The sequence below is a fragment of the Mesorhizobium sp. M1E.F.Ca.ET.045.02.1.1 genome, from assembly GCF_003952485.1.
Taxonomy (GTDB): Bacteria; Pseudomonadota; Alphaproteobacteria; order Rhizobiales; family Rhizobiaceae; genus Mesorhizobium.
Map to the genome: position 1 here is coordinate 521337 of NZ_CP034447.1, position 15578 is coordinate 536914.

At 60.3% G+C, this 15578-nt stretch carries 22 protein-coding genes and 1 pseudogene; 9 read left to right on the forward strand and 14 right to left on the reverse strand.

The features are described 5' to 3' along the window. The 6 genes from nodB to EJ070_RS02445 form a co-directional block, all read right to left on the reverse strand. The gene (nodB, locus tag EJ070_RS02420; RefSeq protein WP_091600617.1) at window positions 1-660 is read right to left on the reverse strand and encodes a chitooligosaccharide deacetylase NodB; all 660 of its coding nucleotides are present in this window, start codon (window positions 658-660) and stop codon (window positions 1-3) included. Beyond that, the gene (locus EJ070_RS02425) at window positions 657-1247 is read right to left on the reverse strand and encodes a NodA family N-acyltransferase (protein WP_063169401.1); all 591 of its coding nucleotides are present in this window, start codon (window positions 1245-1247) and stop codon (window positions 657-659) included. Before EJ070_RS02425 ends, nodB begins: the two co-directional genes overlap by 4 nt. An 854-nt stretch (window positions 1248-2101) precedes the next feature. Continuing rightward, on the reverse strand, window positions 2102-3310 hold the full coding sequence (locus EJ070_RS02430) for a beta-ketoacyl-[acyl-carrier-protein] synthase family protein (protein WP_126089948.1): 1209 nt from the start codon (window positions 3308-3310) through the stop codon (window positions 2102-2104). After that, window positions 3311-3592 carry an acyl carrier protein gene (locus tag EJ070_RS02435; protein ID WP_095517116.1) on the reverse strand — a complete coding sequence of 94 codons (282 nt, stop codon included), beginning with the start codon at window positions 3590-3592 and terminating at the stop codon, window positions 3311-3313. Between the two features lie 111 nt (window positions 3593-3703). Continuing rightward, window positions 3704-3871, reverse strand: a complete 168-nt coding sequence (locus tag EJ070_RS02440; RefSeq protein ID WP_236372582.1) for a hypothetical protein — start codon at window positions 3869-3871, stop codon at window positions 3704-3706. 573 nt (window positions 3872-4444) lie between these two features. Continuing rightward, window positions 4445-4720: a hypothetical protein gene (locus tag EJ070_RS02445; protein ID WP_091600633.1), complete on the reverse strand. Its 276-nt coding sequence runs from the start codon at window positions 4718-4720 to the stop codon at window positions 4445-4447. A 409-nt stretch (window positions 4721-5129) separates the two neighbouring features. On the opposite strand from EJ070_RS02445, the gene EJ070_RS02450 reads away from it, so the two are divergent. Genes EJ070_RS02450 through tnpB form a run of 3 tightly spaced genes read left to right on the forward strand, consistent with a single transcriptional unit; the run spans window position 5130 to window position 6058 of the window. Beyond that, a complete protein-coding gene (locus EJ070_RS02450; RefSeq protein ID WP_091600632.1) occupies window positions 5130-5603 on the forward strand; it encodes a transposase in 474 nt (157 codons plus the stop codon). Window positions 5604-5657: 54 nt separating this feature from the next. Beyond that, window positions 5658-5906 (forward strand): transposase, encoded by a 249-nt coding sequence (locus tag EJ070_RS36870; RefSeq protein WP_236473611.1) that lies wholly within the window; start codon window positions 5658-5660, stop codon window positions 5904-5906. Further along, complete coding sequence (gene tnpB / locus EJ070_RS37395) at window positions 5903-6058, forward strand: IS66 family insertion sequence element accessory protein TnpB (protein ID WP_084831567.1); 156 nt, start codon at window positions 5903-5905, stop codon at window positions 6056-6058. The genes EJ070_RS36870 and tnpB overlap by 4 nt, the downstream gene beginning before the upstream one ends. 46 nt (window positions 6059-6104) lie before the next feature. Here tnpB and EJ070_RS36880 read toward each other — a convergent pair whose 3' ends face one another. Further along, the gene (locus tag EJ070_RS36880; protein WP_236372574.1) at window positions 6105-6353 is read right to left on the reverse strand and encodes a tyrosine-type recombinase/integrase; all 249 of its coding nucleotides are present in this window, start codon (window positions 6351-6353) and stop codon (window positions 6105-6107) included. Between the two features lie 170 nt (window positions 6354-6523). On the opposite strand from EJ070_RS36880, the gene EJ070_RS36885 reads away from it, so the two are divergent. The 3 genes from EJ070_RS36885 to EJ070_RS02470 all read left to right on the forward strand — a co-directional run bounded on the left by EJ070_RS36885 (window position 6524) and on the right by EJ070_RS02470 (window position 8661). Further along, window positions 6524-6967 (forward strand): hypothetical protein, encoded by a 444-nt coding sequence (locus EJ070_RS36885; RefSeq protein ID WP_245464791.1) that lies wholly within the window; start codon window positions 6524-6526, stop codon window positions 6965-6967. A 93-nt stretch (window positions 6968-7060) separates the two neighbouring features. Continuing rightward, the gene (locus tag EJ070_RS37400) at window positions 7061-7189 is read left to right on the forward strand and encodes a hypothetical protein (RefSeq protein WP_259980032.1); all 129 of its coding nucleotides are present in this window, start codon (window positions 7061-7063) and stop codon (window positions 7187-7189) included. Window positions 7190-8244: 1055 nt separating this feature from the next. Continuing rightward, on the forward strand, window positions 8245-8661 hold the full coding sequence (locus EJ070_RS02470) for a hypothetical protein (protein WP_063169404.1): 417 nt from the start codon (window positions 8245-8247) through the stop codon (window positions 8659-8661). Window positions 8662-8911: 250 nt separating this feature from the next. Here the strand turns inward: EJ070_RS02470 and EJ070_RS37590 are convergent, their stop codons facing one another. From EJ070_RS37590 to EJ070_RS36910, 5 genes are all read right to left on the reverse strand, one after another. Beyond that, entirely contained in the window at window positions 8912-9694 is a 783-nt protein-coding gene (locus tag EJ070_RS37590) for a redoxin domain-containing protein (RefSeq protein WP_244529185.1), read from the reverse strand. Window positions 9695-9734: 40 nt separating this feature from the next. Next, the gene (locus EJ070_RS36895) at window positions 9735-9959 is read right to left on the reverse strand and encodes a DUF411 domain-containing protein (RefSeq protein ID WP_236372580.1); all 225 of its coding nucleotides are present in this window, start codon (window positions 9957-9959) and stop codon (window positions 9735-9737) included. Beyond that, a complete protein-coding gene (locus tag EJ070_RS36900) occupies window positions 9956-10498 on the reverse strand; it encodes a multicopper oxidase domain-containing protein (protein ID WP_236473613.1) in 543 nt (180 codons plus the stop codon). The genes EJ070_RS36895 and EJ070_RS36900 overlap by 4 nt, the downstream gene beginning before the upstream one ends. A gap of 9 nt (window positions 10499-10507) precedes the next feature. Next, the gene (locus EJ070_RS36905) at window positions 10508-10804 is read right to left on the reverse strand and encodes a hypothetical protein (RefSeq protein ID WP_236473614.1); all 297 of its coding nucleotides are present in this window, start codon (window positions 10802-10804) and stop codon (window positions 10508-10510) included. 260 nt (window positions 10805-11064) lie between these two features. Continuing rightward, on the reverse strand, window positions 11065-11352 hold the full coding sequence (locus EJ070_RS36910) for a multicopper oxidase domain-containing protein (RefSeq protein WP_236473615.1): 288 nt from the start codon (window positions 11350-11352) through the stop codon (window positions 11065-11067). A gap of 482 nt (window positions 11353-11834) precedes the next feature. Between EJ070_RS36910 and EJ070_RS36110 the strand changes: the two genes are divergently transcribed. Further along, window positions 11835-12023 carry a hypothetical protein gene (locus tag EJ070_RS36110; protein WP_158302651.1) on the forward strand — a complete coding sequence of 63 codons (189 nt, stop codon included), beginning with the start codon at window positions 11835-11837 and terminating at the stop codon, window positions 12021-12023. Window positions 12024-12175: 152 nt separating this feature from the next. On the opposite strand, the gene EJ070_RS02505 is transcribed toward EJ070_RS36110, so the two are convergent. Both EJ070_RS02505 and EJ070_RS02510 read right to left on the reverse strand, forming a co-directional pair. After that, window positions 12176-12382 (reverse strand): hypothetical protein, encoded by a 207-nt coding sequence (locus EJ070_RS02505; RefSeq protein ID WP_091600627.1) that lies wholly within the window; start codon window positions 12380-12382, stop codon window positions 12176-12178. An 880-nt stretch (window positions 12383-13262) separates the two neighbouring features. Continuing rightward, a complete protein-coding gene (locus tag EJ070_RS02510) occupies window positions 13263-14192 on the reverse strand; it encodes a TauD/TfdA family dioxygenase (RefSeq protein ID WP_091600626.1) in 930 nt (309 codons plus the stop codon). A gap of 611 nt (window positions 14193-14803) precedes the next feature. On the opposite strand from EJ070_RS02510, the gene EJ070_RS02515 reads away from it, so the two are divergent. Together EJ070_RS02515 and EJ070_RS02520 are read left to right on the forward strand one after the other, a co-directional pair. Continuing rightward, window positions 14804-15061, forward strand: a complete 258-nt coding sequence (locus EJ070_RS02515) for a hypothetical protein (RefSeq protein WP_091600625.1) — start codon at window positions 14804-14806, stop codon at window positions 15059-15061. Window positions 15062-15069: 8 nt separating this feature from the next. After that, window positions 15070-15342: pseudogene (locus EJ070_RS02520) on the forward strand (pyridoxal-phosphate dependent enzyme); the annotation flags it as partial. Between the last annotated feature and the right edge of the window lie 236 nt (window positions 15343-15578).

The window sequence follows — 15578 nt, forward strand, 5'->3', positions numbered from 1 at the left end:
TCAGGGATGTTGAGGAAGTGATCGGATTACAAATCCGCGGCCGTGCAATTCTGGAATTAGGCGTGACAACGCTGTCACCGTCTGGTCGCGCAGACTGGCTTGATTGCCTGGTTGCAATTCGTCGGGAGCGCACCCGTCGTGCAACAGCACGATTGCGCCCGGCCGGATATCGGCGAGCACTCTGTCGACGATGGCGTCAACGCCGGGGCGAGACCAGTCGCGTGGATCAATGGACCAATGGACGGGCGCCAATGCCGCACCCGCTGATGCAGCGATTACTTCTTCGGTCCAGATGCCATACGGTGCACGAAAGTACCGAACCATGGCCTGCGGGCAAGCCATCCCTATGACTCTGTTTGCCTCAACTATCTGGCGGTCGACTTCGACGGGCCCGCATTTAGCCAGGTCCGGATGAGTCATCGTGTGGTTGGCTATACCGTGCCCGTCTGTAATAATTCGGCGAACGAGTTCCGGCTCGTCGGCCGCGTAGGCCCCAACAACGAAGAAGGTCGCCGGCACCTGATGTTGCGCCAGCACATTGAGTATCTGCGGTGTGAAAAATGAATTGGGACCGTCGTCAAACGTCAGATAGACGCTGCGCTCTGCAATGCCATCGGCATTGTCACTCTGCCCTTCGCATATGTAGTCCAGAGGCTTCATAGTTCCGGACCGTTCCGGTCGATCAGGGTACCGGACGGCCACTCGTCCATCGAGCGTCCGATCGGCGAAACCAACACGAGTACGTCTTCCAGGCGCGTGGGCGGCAGGTCGGGATGCACGTCTGGACGGGTCGACCGTACGCGAACGCCCGACACAATGTTCGCGAGGCCGGCTCTGCAGAATCTTTCGACATGGTTTCGCAGCGCGTGCCGAACCGTGCCGAAAGCGAATGGAACACCCAACTGATGGAGCACTGGGTACGCCACGCGCATCGAAAAACCGATTCCGAGCCCTTCAAGATCCGGACGAACCGCGTACAGGCCCAATTCAGCGACGATCAAGTCGACCTCGCCAACTTTGATGAAGCGCCGCAGCATGCCGATGTGAGCCGCTACCCCATGCGCGTCGTAGCCGATTGCGCGGAATTCCGGCCTCGCGCCGGCCCAACTGCGGCCGCCTTCGAATGGCTCCGCGTTGAAGGCGCCAGTCCGTCCATAGGTCTTTCGAAAAAAGTCGGAGAGTTCGACATGGTCGGCCAGTTGCAACTCATTTTCCCAGCACAACTTCCACTCGACATTCGGGCGCATGGAAGACCTCACCTTGTAGCTGTCCGGTTGAGATAAATGTCCAAGCATTGGTTAAATAATTGGCGTCGCCCCAACGGGGCGTAACTTGTGGAGACCGCCGAAAGACCAAGCCGCAATGCAGATGCGACTGACTTTGTACGCCCCGCACACCAGATGATGCTCCTCGGATCCAACGCAACCATCGGAACTACCTATCTTTCCAACTTGAAGCGCTTCTATGGGACCTGCAGCAAAAACGGTAAAATCCTTTGTTTAGATGAAAGGTATCCACGCTTTGGATAACTGGGCGAATGCGTTCCATATGGCTGGTCAATTATCGTCGTCACGCTCGAGGCACTTCTGACGAAGCGCAAAGCTCACGCCCGCGGCACGCGCGGCCGTTGCCGGGCCGCTCGATTATCTCCGTAAGAGCCCGAGCGGAGCTCAGACACGACGATTGATCAGAATCTGATTCGCGGGTTCAGTATCTTTTTCGTGTATCCAGCTCTGGGCTGTCCTTTGGCGGGAGTTAGGTTCGCCCAGGTTCTGAGCCTGGGGCGTCGGCCCGTTCGCCGCACAGGCTCCTTCGCACATCGTCGAGGCCGAGAAAGAGGTGGCCACACAGCTCCCCCTGTACTTTCCACCACCCGACACCAGAGCTCACCCAGGGCGCCGGCCTTGCTCACCTCAACGGATAGCGCACTCGCGCCGCTTCACGATTAAAAGAATTCTACAAGCAGATGCCTGTTTGATCGTGAGACGTCCGCTGCCAATTCCCGCATCGCAGAGGCAGCCAATAGCGCTCGCTTCACATAGTGGTCCGGCAAGCAGCTAGATACGACAGGTGACCTCAAATGAGGCGTCTTGCATGGCTTCTACACCTGCCTGAATGCCAGAACTGCGTTCGTGCCGCCCATGGCGAAGGCGTTGCTCATGGCGACGCGCACCTTGCGCTCGCGCGGCACATTGGGCGTGATGTCGAGGTCGCAAGCGGGATCTGGCTCGCGATAGTTGGCGGTCGGCGGCACGACGTCCTCTTGGATTGCCATCACGCAGGCGATCATTTCAAGCGCGCTCGCTGCGCCGAGGCAATGCGCGTGCGTGGACTTGGTGGAAGAGATGGACATCGAATAAGCGTGGTTTCCAAACACACGCTTGATCGCCGCCGTTTCAGTCTGATCATTGCTCTTGGTACCGGTGCCGTGCGCGTTGAGGTAGTCGACGTTCTCGGCATTCAGCCCGGCATCGGCAAGGCAGGCGCGCATCGCCGACGCTGGCCCCTCGACAGATGGCGCGGCGATGTGGAAGGCATCGGCGGAAAGGCCGACGCCGGCGATCTCGGCAAGAATTGTGGCACCACGCCTCGTGGCATGCTCGTAGCTTTCCAGCACGGCCATGCCCGCACCCTCGCCCAGCACCAGGCCCTTCCTATCGGCGGAGAAGGGCCGGCAGGTATCGGGTGAAAGCACGCGCATTGCTTCCCATGCTTTCAGCACGCCCCATGCGAAGGGTGCGTCGCTGCCCCCGGAAACCATTACGTCGGCCCGGCCCAGCTTGATCTGATCCACCGCCGAGGCGATCGCATGGTTGGCCGAGGCACATGCGGAGGTCACCCCGAACACCGGCCCGCGCAAGCCGAGGCGCAAGCTAAGATGGACGGAAGCGGCGCTGGGCATCACCTTTACTCCAGTGAAGAGTTCAGCACGGATTGCGCTACCCAAAAGCAGTGAGCGGTAAGTTTGTTCTGTTGCGTATGAACCGGTAAATCCAACGCCCACTGTCGCGCCGAAGCGATGGGCATTCCCTTCGTCGCAGGAAAGTCCGGCCTGCCGCATGGCTTCGCGCGCTGCAAGCACGGCGAGCAAGCTGAAGCGGTCCATGGAGATGAGATGCCCCCGGTTGATGTCGTGCTCGGGCAGCGCCTTGATCTCAGCGCCGGTCATGCCCTCCAGGTCATGAAGCTCGGAATTGGCGAGCGGGCCGATGGCGGAGCGGCCTTCGCGCATCTCTTTCCACATAGAGGCGGCGTCAGTGCCCAGTCCGCACAGGCCGCCCACTCCGGTGATAACGACGCGCCTGTCCATTCAAGCCTCCTTCGCAAGCAAGCCGCGGACGGCGTCCACGACGTCGCCGACATTCTTGAGATTCGACCAGGCATCGGCCGTGTTCATGTCGATCTTGATGCCGTAGGCCTGTTCCACATCCCAGAGGACGTCCGCCAAACCCAGCGAATCGAACCCGAGCGCGTCCAGTTCCGTGGCGATTGTTATCTCGCCGACGAATGACGCAGGCATTCCCTCACCGCTCTCCGACTCGGCGCGTTTCTTGATCAGGGCAATGACGTCCGTTGCGAATTGATCGGCCATTCTGTTTCCTGTCTTTCTTTCCCGCGTTTCGACCCGGACCCGCGGCTCAGTTCCTGAGGCGCGCCGCGTCGCGAAAGCCATCACGCTTGTGCGACTGACAAAGCCCAATGCTCATAAAGCCGGATCAGGTCCGGCCGGTGTGTGGCGTAGGTGCAGTATGACGATGTGAGCCGCTACACCGTGCGCGTCGTAGCCGATTGCGCGGGCTTCCGGTCTCGCGCCGGCCCAACTGCGGCCGCTTTCGAATGGCTTTGCGTGGAAGGTTCCCAGTCTGTCCATAGGCTCGGAAGAAGTCGGACAGTTGACATGGCCGGTCAGTTGCAACTCCCTTTCCCAGCACTCCACTGCCCGGTAGAGCGCATGAAAGTTCTCCTTTCGGGCAGTTCTTAAGACGCTCGTCACGCCATGAGGCAGTGGGGCATCGGTGTGCGTCAGGTGCTTCTGCCCATGCAGGATTCCACAACATTGATGAAATCGTTTGTTTCGATGAAAGGCATCCACACTTTGGATAGTTGACCACGCGTTTCAAAGATCGTGAACTACATCTCGTCGTTGTGCTCGACGCACTTCCGACAAGTAACCTCACGGGCGCGGCATGCAGGATCCGAGCCCAGCCGGTCATGAGTGCGGCCTTGCCGGGTCGGGCGATAGGCAGTCATGCCCTTCCTGCGGGTCAAGCACTCCGAAAAAACATTTCCCCCATAAATGCTAGATCTTCCGCTGCCTTTTCGCGTCACAGGCCGTCAAACGTCCGGCCGTTCACAACAGTGATCCGGCAAGTGTTTGGCTGCGCGAGACGATGCTGCAGGGAGTCGTCCTGCATGGCACTTCGCTATGATGCTGCGGTGCCGTCTAACGGCGCCTCGTGTTTGAACACACTGAACGGCCACCGCGATCAAAATCGATGGTTCGAGGACCGTTGATCATCACCCCGCCAGCCTCGATCTTGTTTGCCGCCACGAGAGCGACACAGAGACTGCTGGTGAAGATGCCCGCCTGCCCGCTATGTTCCGGATGGTTGACCATCCCGGATGGACCCATCGAGGGTGTCAAGGCGAGCATGAGCACAGGCGCGAACAGTTCACGGGCAGGCGCGACGGTGGCCGCAAAGCAACGTCGCGCCAGCATGCGATCTCAGCAGGATCGGCACCATCCTGTCAGGGAGCAATGCGAGTGGCTGGCTTAGCCGCTGCGACGCTGCCCGGCATCGATGACGAGGACCTGGCGCCGTGCGAGGAGCAAGAGTAGACGGATAGTATGCGCGGGAGTGGCGACCGACCACCTTGTTTCTAAGGCAGACTGAAAGCGGCTCTTACCGGGCGGCTACGCTGTTTCAGAGACTGGGGCGTCGTGCACATCCAGCCGATACTCTTTGTTGCGGATTGCGAACCGATTGCATTGCCGCAGTTACTGGCATCATGTTAACGCGTCGGACGGCGACATTGGCGAGCACGGTTTTGTGGCCGCAGTTGACAAAGCCCATAAGTTCTAGATGCTGCGTGCTAGAATAGATGTTTGAAATCGCAGGGAGTTTCTGATGTCCAACCTTAAGGAAACTGAGGCAACCCAGGCAGCAGGCGAGGTGCCCGTGAAGGAACAGACACCCGATACAAAGGCGCCGAAGACGCGGAAGCGGACCGCGCAGCGCGCAGGTGCTATACGAACCAGAGCCGCCAGCTCGGCTCTTCAGGCGTCTTCATCTAAAGCGATCGCTTCGCCTACAGTCCGGGCAGCGCGGAGAAATTACTCTGAGAACGAGCGTGCCCAGAAGCTCGGCGAGATCGAGAAGCAGATCGGACGGGGAGAGAGTATCAAGGCAGCCGTTCAGAACGCTGGAATATCGGAACAGACGTACTATCACTGGAAAAGGGCTGCTGGGCAGACAACACAGAGCGATGAGCTCAAGGATCTTGTGAAGCTTGAAGAAGAGAACGCCCGTCTGAAGAAGCTCCTCGCTGACCGGCTCCGGAAAGAAAACGCCGAGCTCAGGAAAAAGCTCGGGCTTGCTTGAGCCCTTTGCCGCCATAGGCAAAAAGCCCGAGGGGCGGCTGACCTGAGCTCCAAGGTGACCTTCCTTTCTTCCTGTGACACAGCGAACAGCGTCGCGCCCAGCAGCCGATACTGGCGCAACGAGCTGTTTCGACCTGAGACCGGGCAGCCGGCAACTGAAGACGTTCTTGACGAACGCGCCCAGCCGCTCCCGCCGCCAGTGGTGATCGAGCTGGACGTCGCCGGCAAGGTGCGGCTGCGGATTCCACTGACCACGCCGCCAACACTGGCAGCGGCGATGGTGAAGGCGCGGGGCGTTTCATGATCCCGGTCCCGAGCCAGGTGCGGATCTGGTTGGCGGTGGGCCGGACCGATATGCGTCGCGGAATGCAGCGTCTCGCTCTGCAGGTTCAGGAGACATTGGGCCGGGATCCGCATTTATGCGTCGGGCGAGATTATGTGGCGGAGCCGCCCTGACCCCTTCGGACCGGCCAAACCCAGCTTGCCTCCGCCACATAAACATTCAGATGGAGTTCAGCAGTTGCAGAACGGAGTCATTTGGTCGGAAACGCACGCCGTGATCGCCGGTGACGCCCGCTTTCTCGAGTCCATTGCGCATCATCTCTACATCCGCTGTGGCATAGCGGTGGGTCGTGGCGACCCGTGCATGCCCGAGCCAGGCTTGGATCGTCAAAAGGTCCACGCCGGACTGGAGAAGCTTCATGGCGAGGGAGTGCCGGAAGATGTGCGGCGATATGGGCTTGTCGGCCAAAGCCGGTCTGGTAGGCCCGGCGCTCGTTGCGGGCGCCGAGGAATATCGGTCGCGGCTCGTGATGGGCGATCCCGCGCTCGCTCAACAAGGATGTCAGCGCCCGCAGCCGGGTCCTTAGCAATGGGGACGACGCGGTCTCTACGCCCTTTGCCGCGCAGCAGCACTTGTGGGTGCGGCCGCTCCAACTGAAGGTCGTTTGCGTTGACGCCGGTGGCTTCGGAGGCCGGGCGCCGGTTCGTGCCAAGAAAGAGCAGAAAGGCTCGGTCGCGCCGACCACGGGGCGTCTTTGGATCTGGCGCCGCGATGAGGGTGTCCACTTCGGCCGTGGTGAGGTGGTACGTCACGTCAATGTGCGTCCGTTTAATGGGAATCGTCAGCACGCGTTGGGCGACGCCGAAGGATGCCGGGTCGGCGGCAGCGACGTGGCGGAAGAAAGATCGGATCGCGGCCAAGCGGGCGTTGCGCGTGGTGACGGAATTGTTCCGCTTCTCCTCGAGTTCGTCGAGAAAAGCGAGAACGGGATCTCGATCAGCTCTTCGAGCGCCAACGCCCCCGGCTTCTTCCGCAATCGGGCGGCGGCAAAGAGGATCAGCATGCGCAAGGCATCGCGATAGCTGGCCACGGTCGCGGGAGTCGCATTGCGCTGCTTCGTCAGGCGCCGGCGGAAATAGGACTCCAGGAGCGGCGCTAGGAGTAGGTGTTAACTCATGCTGCTCCTTGAGCGCGCCGCCATCGAGTGCCACCTCGGCTTGATCAATCAGATCAACGAGGCGTTGACGGTGGTCGAGGCGGATATCGCGGTGGTGCCCACTAGGATCCGACAATCCGTCGCCTGATGACGTTGCCTCCGTCACCGTGGGTGCGAACGTTGCCGCGGCAATCGGCAACATTCGGCGCTTCAGCGATCCACAGAGGCTTGTCGCCTACCTTGGCTTCTTCCGAGCGTGCGGCAGTCGGTGAGGGACCGGCCTATCATGGCCGCATCACGAAGCACGTCTCCTGAATCGAAACCTCTATCCGATCGACGAACGCCTCAAGTCTCGCAGGCGAGCAAGGCCGGGCGGGTCCGGGCGGGTCCAGATGTAGTAGGTATCCTAATCATCGCCGAGCGTGTTTAGCTTGGGTCGCGCAGAAAGGTGGATGGCGTGAGCGCGCTGAGATGGATCGCCATTTGGACTAAACGACGGGACGGCTGACTGGTATGCGCGTTCAATTGATCTGGCGCCTTAAATGCAGGAAGGCTTCGCGGCCGGTACGAGGCGCATCCCTCCTCCGAAGCAGCACGCCCAAGTATCATCACAAGCCCCGAGCGCTCGCGTTCGGCGATGTCCAATTTCCGACAATGTCGGAATACAGTCAGATCTGCTGGATTGACTTTAAATGGTTTTCTCATTTGGCACAGCGCATGCTGGTTATCCGCAAACACGTGACCGACCAACAAGAAGTCGCATGATCACCTCACCAAAACATACAGCCGCGGAACAATCACTTGGCCCGAACTTGCTTATCGCCCTCCCCGTCACCACAACCGGAGCCATCCATGTCTGACGGGCTGCCCAGGATACCTACTGCGACCGCGCTTGCCCGGTGACGACCGCTCCGGCTCCGCCCGTTACCGACGAGGCAAAGTGACGGATTTCCTGCTTTTCAACGACATGGAGGTGGTTGTCATTCCCGCTGGGGGACAGACTCGGCCTGTTCAAGGCATTGCGCGAAGGCGGCAAGATGACGGCCACCCGTGCGCGAACTCAAGGAGCGCAGCCTGTATCGTGTATCAGGCAAATAGGCCGTGGGTCAGTGACCTTGACACAGGGGACATGCGCAAGGTCCTGAAGTTTGATGTAGCGATAGAAGGGTGCCAATGACAACAATAGCTTACAGGAACGGAACCATGGCTGGCGACGGCCGAGCCTTGGGTTTTGACTCAGTATCCGTCGGTGAGAAAACGAAGGTGTTTCGCTTATGCGACGGCACACTCATCGGCGTTTCCTCTTCGTCCTTGGGTATTCCAAAGGCCGTTCGAGACTGGGTTGAGAAGGGCATGGATGTTTCTGATATTCCTGTGCCGCGCAACGACGACAATTTTGAATTTGAGGCGCTGATAGTGCGCAAAAATGGGGAAGCCGTATTGTTGGACGGCAATTGGCTGCCAAGTGATCCCGTGAAAGGTGAATATTATGCCATCGGGAGCGGCAAGCAGTATGCTTTGGCCGCGCTGGTTTTGGGCAAGTCAGCTAAGGAAAGCGTCGAAGTTGCCGCGAAACTCGACGTTTGGACTGGTGGCACAGTCACTGCCATAACTCACTAAACCCGCCTTTCGGCGGGAGTGTGACAGTGCGAGCGTGGAAGTAGGGCGCCACCCCGGGGCACGTCGAGCCCTGTCATCTGCTTGCGTTGTTGGACATGTGAGCTGGTCCATAAGCGCGCGAAAGCGTCCAGTTGTGGCCAAAAGCACGATTTGCGACAGAACCGGCCCGCTTCTATGAGTATGGGCCGCTTTTTGCGGCCAGCGTGCTTGCCATCCTGCCGCCAGTGGCCGTCGCCTTCTTCTTCCAAGGTTACCTCGTCATGAAGTAGAGCACCACGATCTTGTCGGAGAAATCGGAAAGGCGGACGGCCCTTCCGTCCGCGTCGGCCAGTTCGAAAGGCGGCGCGGCCTGCTCGTCGATCGCCTGGAAGAACCTCTCCGCGCTGTCCCTCATCTTGTCGAGATCGGCGCCCGGATGGTGGGCCAGCGCGGAGGTCGCGAGGATCAGCGCCAGAAATTGAATCGCAAGCGACGGTTTCGCTTTCATGGACAATGCATTCCGGTTGGGGGCGTTCGAGGGCTCCGCGGCTAGAATTGGTCTCACTGTGTCTGCTCCCGCTCCCGGCGGCTCATCTGCCTGATAGGCGCGTTCCCGCTCGGGCCATGTGCTTTTGATGAAGGCCAGAACGGCCCGGATCTCCTCGTCGGTGAGGACATTCCCGAAGCCCGGCATGTCGCTCTGGTAGCCGCCGCCGACGACCGCGGCCGGTCCCGGCGCCGGCATGCGTCCCGAAGGCAGCGGGCTTTCCAATCGCGCTGACCTTCGCCTGGCTAAAACCGTCTTGCCTAGCGCTATCGCCGCGGCCGGGGCGCCGCCACCGGCCATCCGGTTGGCGAGCCAAGGCAATGTCCAGACCAATCCGAGGCCTGCCGCGGCCACGCATCGATAAGAGGACCGACGCCCTTCTCCTTTGCCGCCGCTGGAGAACAGGTACTTGATCAGCGCGGCCGTCCCGAGGACGAGCACGACGACGACAAGCAGCCACACCAGGCCCATGCCGAACATCATCATGCCGCTCATGCATTCCATCATCGAAGCCTCCTATTCCGTGGCGTAGACGCCGCCGGTCCCGTCAGACTTCCGGATTTCGAGAATCTCGAAGGGCGCTTCCTTCGTGCCACTCATGCCGGGGGAGCCCATCGGCATGCCGGGCAGCGTCATGCCCTTTGATGTCGGGCCGCTCGGTCAAGAGCTTGTTGACCGTGCCGACCGGCACATGGCCGCTCACCACATAGCCGTCGATGAACGAGAGAAGGCAGCCATCGGCTTCCGGCGGAATGCCCTCTTCGCGGCTCATGGCGAAAAGGTCGTGCGTCGGCCTTGACGGTGACAGCGAAGCCGTTTCCTGCAAATAGCCGGCATAACCTTCGCAGCAGCCGCATTGCGGGTTCTTGTAGAGCGTGACGTCCTTTCGCCGGCGAACGCCGGAGCGGCGCCTGACAGGATCGAGGCGAGGACAAGAGCTATCAGGGTATTGGACATTTTTGCTTCTCCTTCGGCTTGTGGACTGGTCAGGCGACCGGCCGCCTGGTGTTCGAGAACGTGGCAGTGGAACATCCAATTGCCGGGATTGTCGGCGACGAAGGCGATCTCGACCTTCTCGCGCGGCGAAACCAGCGCCGTGTCCTGCCATTCGCGACGTGGGGTGGGCTGGCCGTTGCGGGAAATCACCCGGAAGGAATGGCCGTGCAGATGGATCGGATCATGCCACGCGGTTGCGTTGGTCGTGGCGATGACGTGGCTCTTATTCCGCAAGAGCGTCAGCCCCGGCTTCATGTCGTGATTGGCCTCGTCGGCGGCGACGCCGTTGATGAACCAGGCGGTGCCGGAATTCATCGTCCTGCATCATGCGCCCGGACCCATGCTTTCACCCATGTCCTGCGCCACCATCTCGCCCATCATGCCGCCGGTGAAGACGACTTCGTTGCGGGACGCTGTATCGAGGTCCGGCTCCGGCAGCGGAATGGTCGGCAGGGTCAGCGGCCAATCAGGCACACGTGCCCTAAGCGGAGTGTCGGAATAAACAAGATCGACGAGCTCATATTCCAGCCCCTCGTAGAACTGGTCGAAGATCGAAAGCCGGCTGCCCGGCTTGCCCGTCATGTCGAGGATCAGATCGGTGCGCATTGCGGGACCCAGCACCACCCGCCTCCGGCGCGTGTGGCGTCACCGGCTGGCCGTCGAGCGCGATGACGGCCGGCCTGAAAACCCGTGAAGTCGGGACTGAAGATGCGTGCATTGGCGGCGTTGATCAGCCGCAGCCGGATGCGCTCGCCCTTTCTGACCGCAAAGGTATCCGGCACGCGGCCATTGATGGTAACCGTGTTGCCGACGCGGCCATTGTGGTGAATGTCGTGCCGGTTGCCGAAATCCTCGCTGATTGCGCCAGATTTCGTCAGCCCTCAGTCACCGAGCATCCAGGTCACCTCGCGATCGGCCCGCACCGCCTTCGGTTCCTCGATGATCAGCGGACCATAAAGTCCGCGCCCGACCTGTTCGAAGCTCCGCTGGTGCGGGTGATACCAGCAGATGCCGACGTCGACGGCGTCGAACTCGTAGACGAAGCGCTCGCCCGCTCCAATCGGCTTCTGCGTGAGGTGAGGCACGCCATCCATGGCATGTGGCACACGCACGCGATGCCAGTGCACGGTCGTTTTCTCGGCAAGGCCGTTCTCTACCTCGACCCGCACGCGCTCGCCCTGACGGACCCGGATTTCCGGGCCTGGAACGGGCCTTCGGCGCGCAATCGAGCCCGGTTCACCCGGCCCAATGGCGTCCACTTTGGGGGCGCATGCACTGCAGACCCGCTGGACCTGATCCGGGAGAGAATGGGCGCGGCGATTGGAATAGCTATGAAAGCGCATCGGACCGTGGAACTGCGCGCGCAGACTTTCGGAGGAAGGCTCGCTTTTAAGCGTTATCGTGCAACTCTGACCGTTCTTCGCCTTGGCGGGTGCCGCGGAAGAATCCCGGGTTCTGCGAGCGCTCCGAGAACACCTGCGGTCGATCCTGTACCACAATTTCGCGAAGCTCGATGCTCTCTACAAACGATGTCTTGGATTCTCACGCCCTTATTTCAGCACTTCGCTCGCTTGCCCGACTCGGCCGCGGTCAGCCTTCACCGCCAATTTTATTGGCGCAGCGACGTTCCTATCGGGTCAGGCGAGGCTTCTTGAACCTGCCGCTCTCTCGTTGCCCTGGCACGATTAATCGTCCTCTCAGTCTCGTCATTGGCGGAGTCGCTCCTGAGGCGCGCGCCGGCGAGTTCGAGGAGCGCGTGGCTATCTCCTCGGTCCAGCCGGATTCCGCTGCGCGCTCAGCCAATTCCTGGAAGGCCGATTCCAAGGCGAGCTGGCATTGAAGGCCGCGGTCCGGATGGTCGACTGGGCAGCTTGGTTCCACGATCGCAATGCTTGATCGCTTCATTGCAGGCCATGGGCTCTCGCCCTCTCCTTTTGCCACACGAGGCGCCAGCTCACGTGTTGTTGTTGGCGTGCGCCCCGGCAACCGCTTTCACCAGCCGCTCCGGCGATCCCGCGCGCTCCAGCTCCGCAAAGAATGATGCGGCGTGACGCTACCCAGCCGGTGCTTCTCGGCCAATTTGCACACATAGGGATAGTCGACCATGAAATCGGATCGAGGCGAGGCGTTGGACGTTTCAGTCTTGGTCTGAATGCCGCCGCCCACGAGCCGATCGGCCTTCTCGATGATTTGGCGCACCCTCGTTGTCGACAAGCCATGTTCCTGAGCCAGGTCGGCGAAACTCTTGCCCTTCAGAAAGCCGTCGACCAGGGCTATGTTCCTATCGACGGTCGGCTAAATCCCAGCAGGCGCGCAGTTTTCCAGCATCATTCCGTTTGTTCATCCGCTTGTCCGCGCCCCCTGCAAATCCTACCGGGCCAAATCGGTGCTTGGAAGACCCACTCATGTCATGGCCTCGGGAAAGTACCAGGCCGACGGTCATGTGAATACGAAAGATGCTGGCGATCACCATGATCGTTGGTGACCGCTGACCTCCCGAATGTCGGCTTCGACGGCACACCGGGAGCTCTCGGCAATGTTGAATAATTCCGTTTGAAGATGGTTGACTTCGTCGTCGAGGCTCGATCCATCAGGATCGGTATCGACGATTCTATATTTGAGGAACCCAAATTCGTTTGACTCGCGCAATTCGCTGTACGGCGTATCATCGCAAGCGCGGGATTGCGACATCCTGCGAAGTGCCCACGTTGCTGGAATCGATTTTGCGGAAGTAAAAAGGCCCCGGCGCTGGGTCGGCGCGCAGGGCCTTCAGGCATGTACGAGCTACCAGCATGTCCAGTTATGATCGTGCGCTATCATAATGAACAAACGGTGAATGATCGCTATCCGAGGTGCAGGGCGGGCGAGATGGTGGGGCGGTGGGGGACCTGTACCGCTGCAGCGGGGCCACGAGCAGCGACTCGAGCCATGCGCCACGCTGCAGGACCTCGATTTCGGGCCAAGCCTCGAGCCCGCAACTCGCCTTGCTTCTCGGAAATCATAAGGCTTTGTGGGGCGGTTAAGCAGCGCGATATGGCCGCGGCGATACGAAGTTTTCATCTTTACCCTGTTCAGACGGTCAGGCTGCCTTCGCCGCCGGCTTGGCTGCCTTGACACGGGTTATACTGCGGCGACCGTCGACGCCGATCGGAACGTCACCGTCAACCGTAGCGCGACGCACAACCCGGTGCTGGTCGCCATAGTCGTTGACCGCATAATGCTGGGTAGCACGGTTGTCCCAGATAGCGACGTCGCTTACTTGCCAGCGCCACCGCACGGTATTTTCCGGGGCAGTGACGTAGGACTGGAACACCTCGTAGAGTTTGGCGGAATCGCTCTTGGAAAGGCCGACGAGGCGCTGCACGAAATTGCCGAGCAGCAGCGACTTCTCCCCGGTTTCGGGATGGACGCGCACGACCGGATGCTCGGTCTCGTAGATCGTCGATGTGAAGACTTCCTCGAAGTGCCTCTTCTCTTCGGCTGTGGCGCGCGGGCGCACGGCTGCGTAGTCGTAGGCATTGCTATGAATAGCCCACAGATTGTCCGCCAATATTTTGAGCGGCGCCGGCAGATTCTCGTACGCGGCGTGCGTGTTGGACCAGATCGTGTCGCCCCCCGCCGCCGGAATGACGACGCCACGTAGGACCGAGAATTTCGGATAGGCATCGACGAAAGTCACATCGGTATGCCACTGGTCTGCCCTGCCACCGCCACGGCCGGAATCGAGATTGAGGATTGAGGCCGTGCCGGCTGCCGGCCCCTGCGTGGGATGAGGTACAAGGTTACCCAGACGCCGCGCGAACAATTCCTGCTCCGCATCGTCGAGGTGCTCCTGGCCGCGGAAGAAGATCACCTTGTGTTTTAGAAGAAGCTGGTTGATGGCTGCTATCGCTGCGTCCGAAAGGTCTCCGCCAAGGCGAACGCCTCTGATTTCAGCTCCGACACGGCTGGTCAGCGGTACAACGTCGGAGTCAAGAATGGTCCGGTTGACAAGGACTGGATTGCTCATGGGTTCTCCTGTTTGATCTTGAAAGGGATAGCAAGTCACATCCGGCCAGCGGATGTCCGCGCTGCGTTGAAAAGTCTCATCGCTAGTCGACAGAGCTATCGAACAGGATAATTGATGTAAACTATAGAAAGAATGTTCTAATTTAAACTGGCTCGACGAAAGAGCAGTCTCCGTTGCTCCGGTCTCGGTGTTGAGTTCTCTAAGGCTGCGCCACACCTTGGTCCCCACGCCGGCATATGATCTCATTGTGCAGCCCCGTGCTCGCACGCCCCGTACTGGCGAAACTAATTGCAAGCTGCTGCAACACGCCCCCCTGGCGGCCTGCACCGAAACGACGACAGGGGTGCATCTGATTAGCCGTGAACCCAGGTCTCAAAAACCATCCGGCGTGACGAGCGGACGCACCGCACGTGTGACACCCGCCTTGTGGGGCAGGGTTGCCTTTCTCAATCCCGGCGTTGGTCGACGTCCCAATGAGCAGCAAGCTATTATCGGCCGCCGAATCTTAGTGGCTTCGTCGAGAGCCTCAATCAACCAAGCGGCGAAAGCCTCGCTAGAGTCTCGCCCGCCTGTCGCTATGAAGCAGTTGCAGGCAGCGCTGCTTCAGGCGCATGAACTCGCCCGATGCAATGATTTCCGTTGCCCTGGGTCTTTCGAAGGGCACTGTTTCGATTCCCTTCTTCTTCGGCGCGCGGCTTGATGCCGACATACGGTTTCTTGACCTGCCGCCTGAACGGCTGCCGAAGCGGGTGCCCCGCCAGCGACCCCGACAATCCACTGTTCCGCAACTGCTGAAGAGCCGACTGCGCTCGCATCCCGATGCTGCGCAACGGCACTATGCCGACATTCTGGAGACCGCAGCCGCATGAGCCTTGAGATGTTCCGCCGACCGTCGACAAAGGCGTCCTCTCGCCTGCGTCCGCCATTTGCGTCAGTGCTCGATCTGATTGGGGAGACGCCGGTCGTCGAACTGAAGAGCTTCGATACCGGCAGGTGTCGTCTCTTCGTCAAGCTCGAAAGCCAGAATCCCGGCGGATCGATCAAGGATCGCATTGCGTTGTCGATGATCGTTAATGCCGAACAGCGTGGCCAGCTCGCGCGGGGCGGTACAATCATCGAAGCGACCGCTGGCAACACAGGGCTCGGCCTGACCTTCTGGCGGCACGAAGCGCGTGATCGCGTGTCCAAAAGCTGACAGCGTCAGACAAATGTCAGGTTCATTACAACCAACATCTGGGCACTGTCGAGGTTTTTCGAAGCAATGGGCGCTAACTGCGCGCTGAGCGCGTTGGCATGGTTTTTGAGACTGAGTGACTGTGACTGCACTCAATGGGGCAAGACGAGCGATCCGCTCCTCCCTGAACCCGTGTGCCGTCTCTGAGAGGA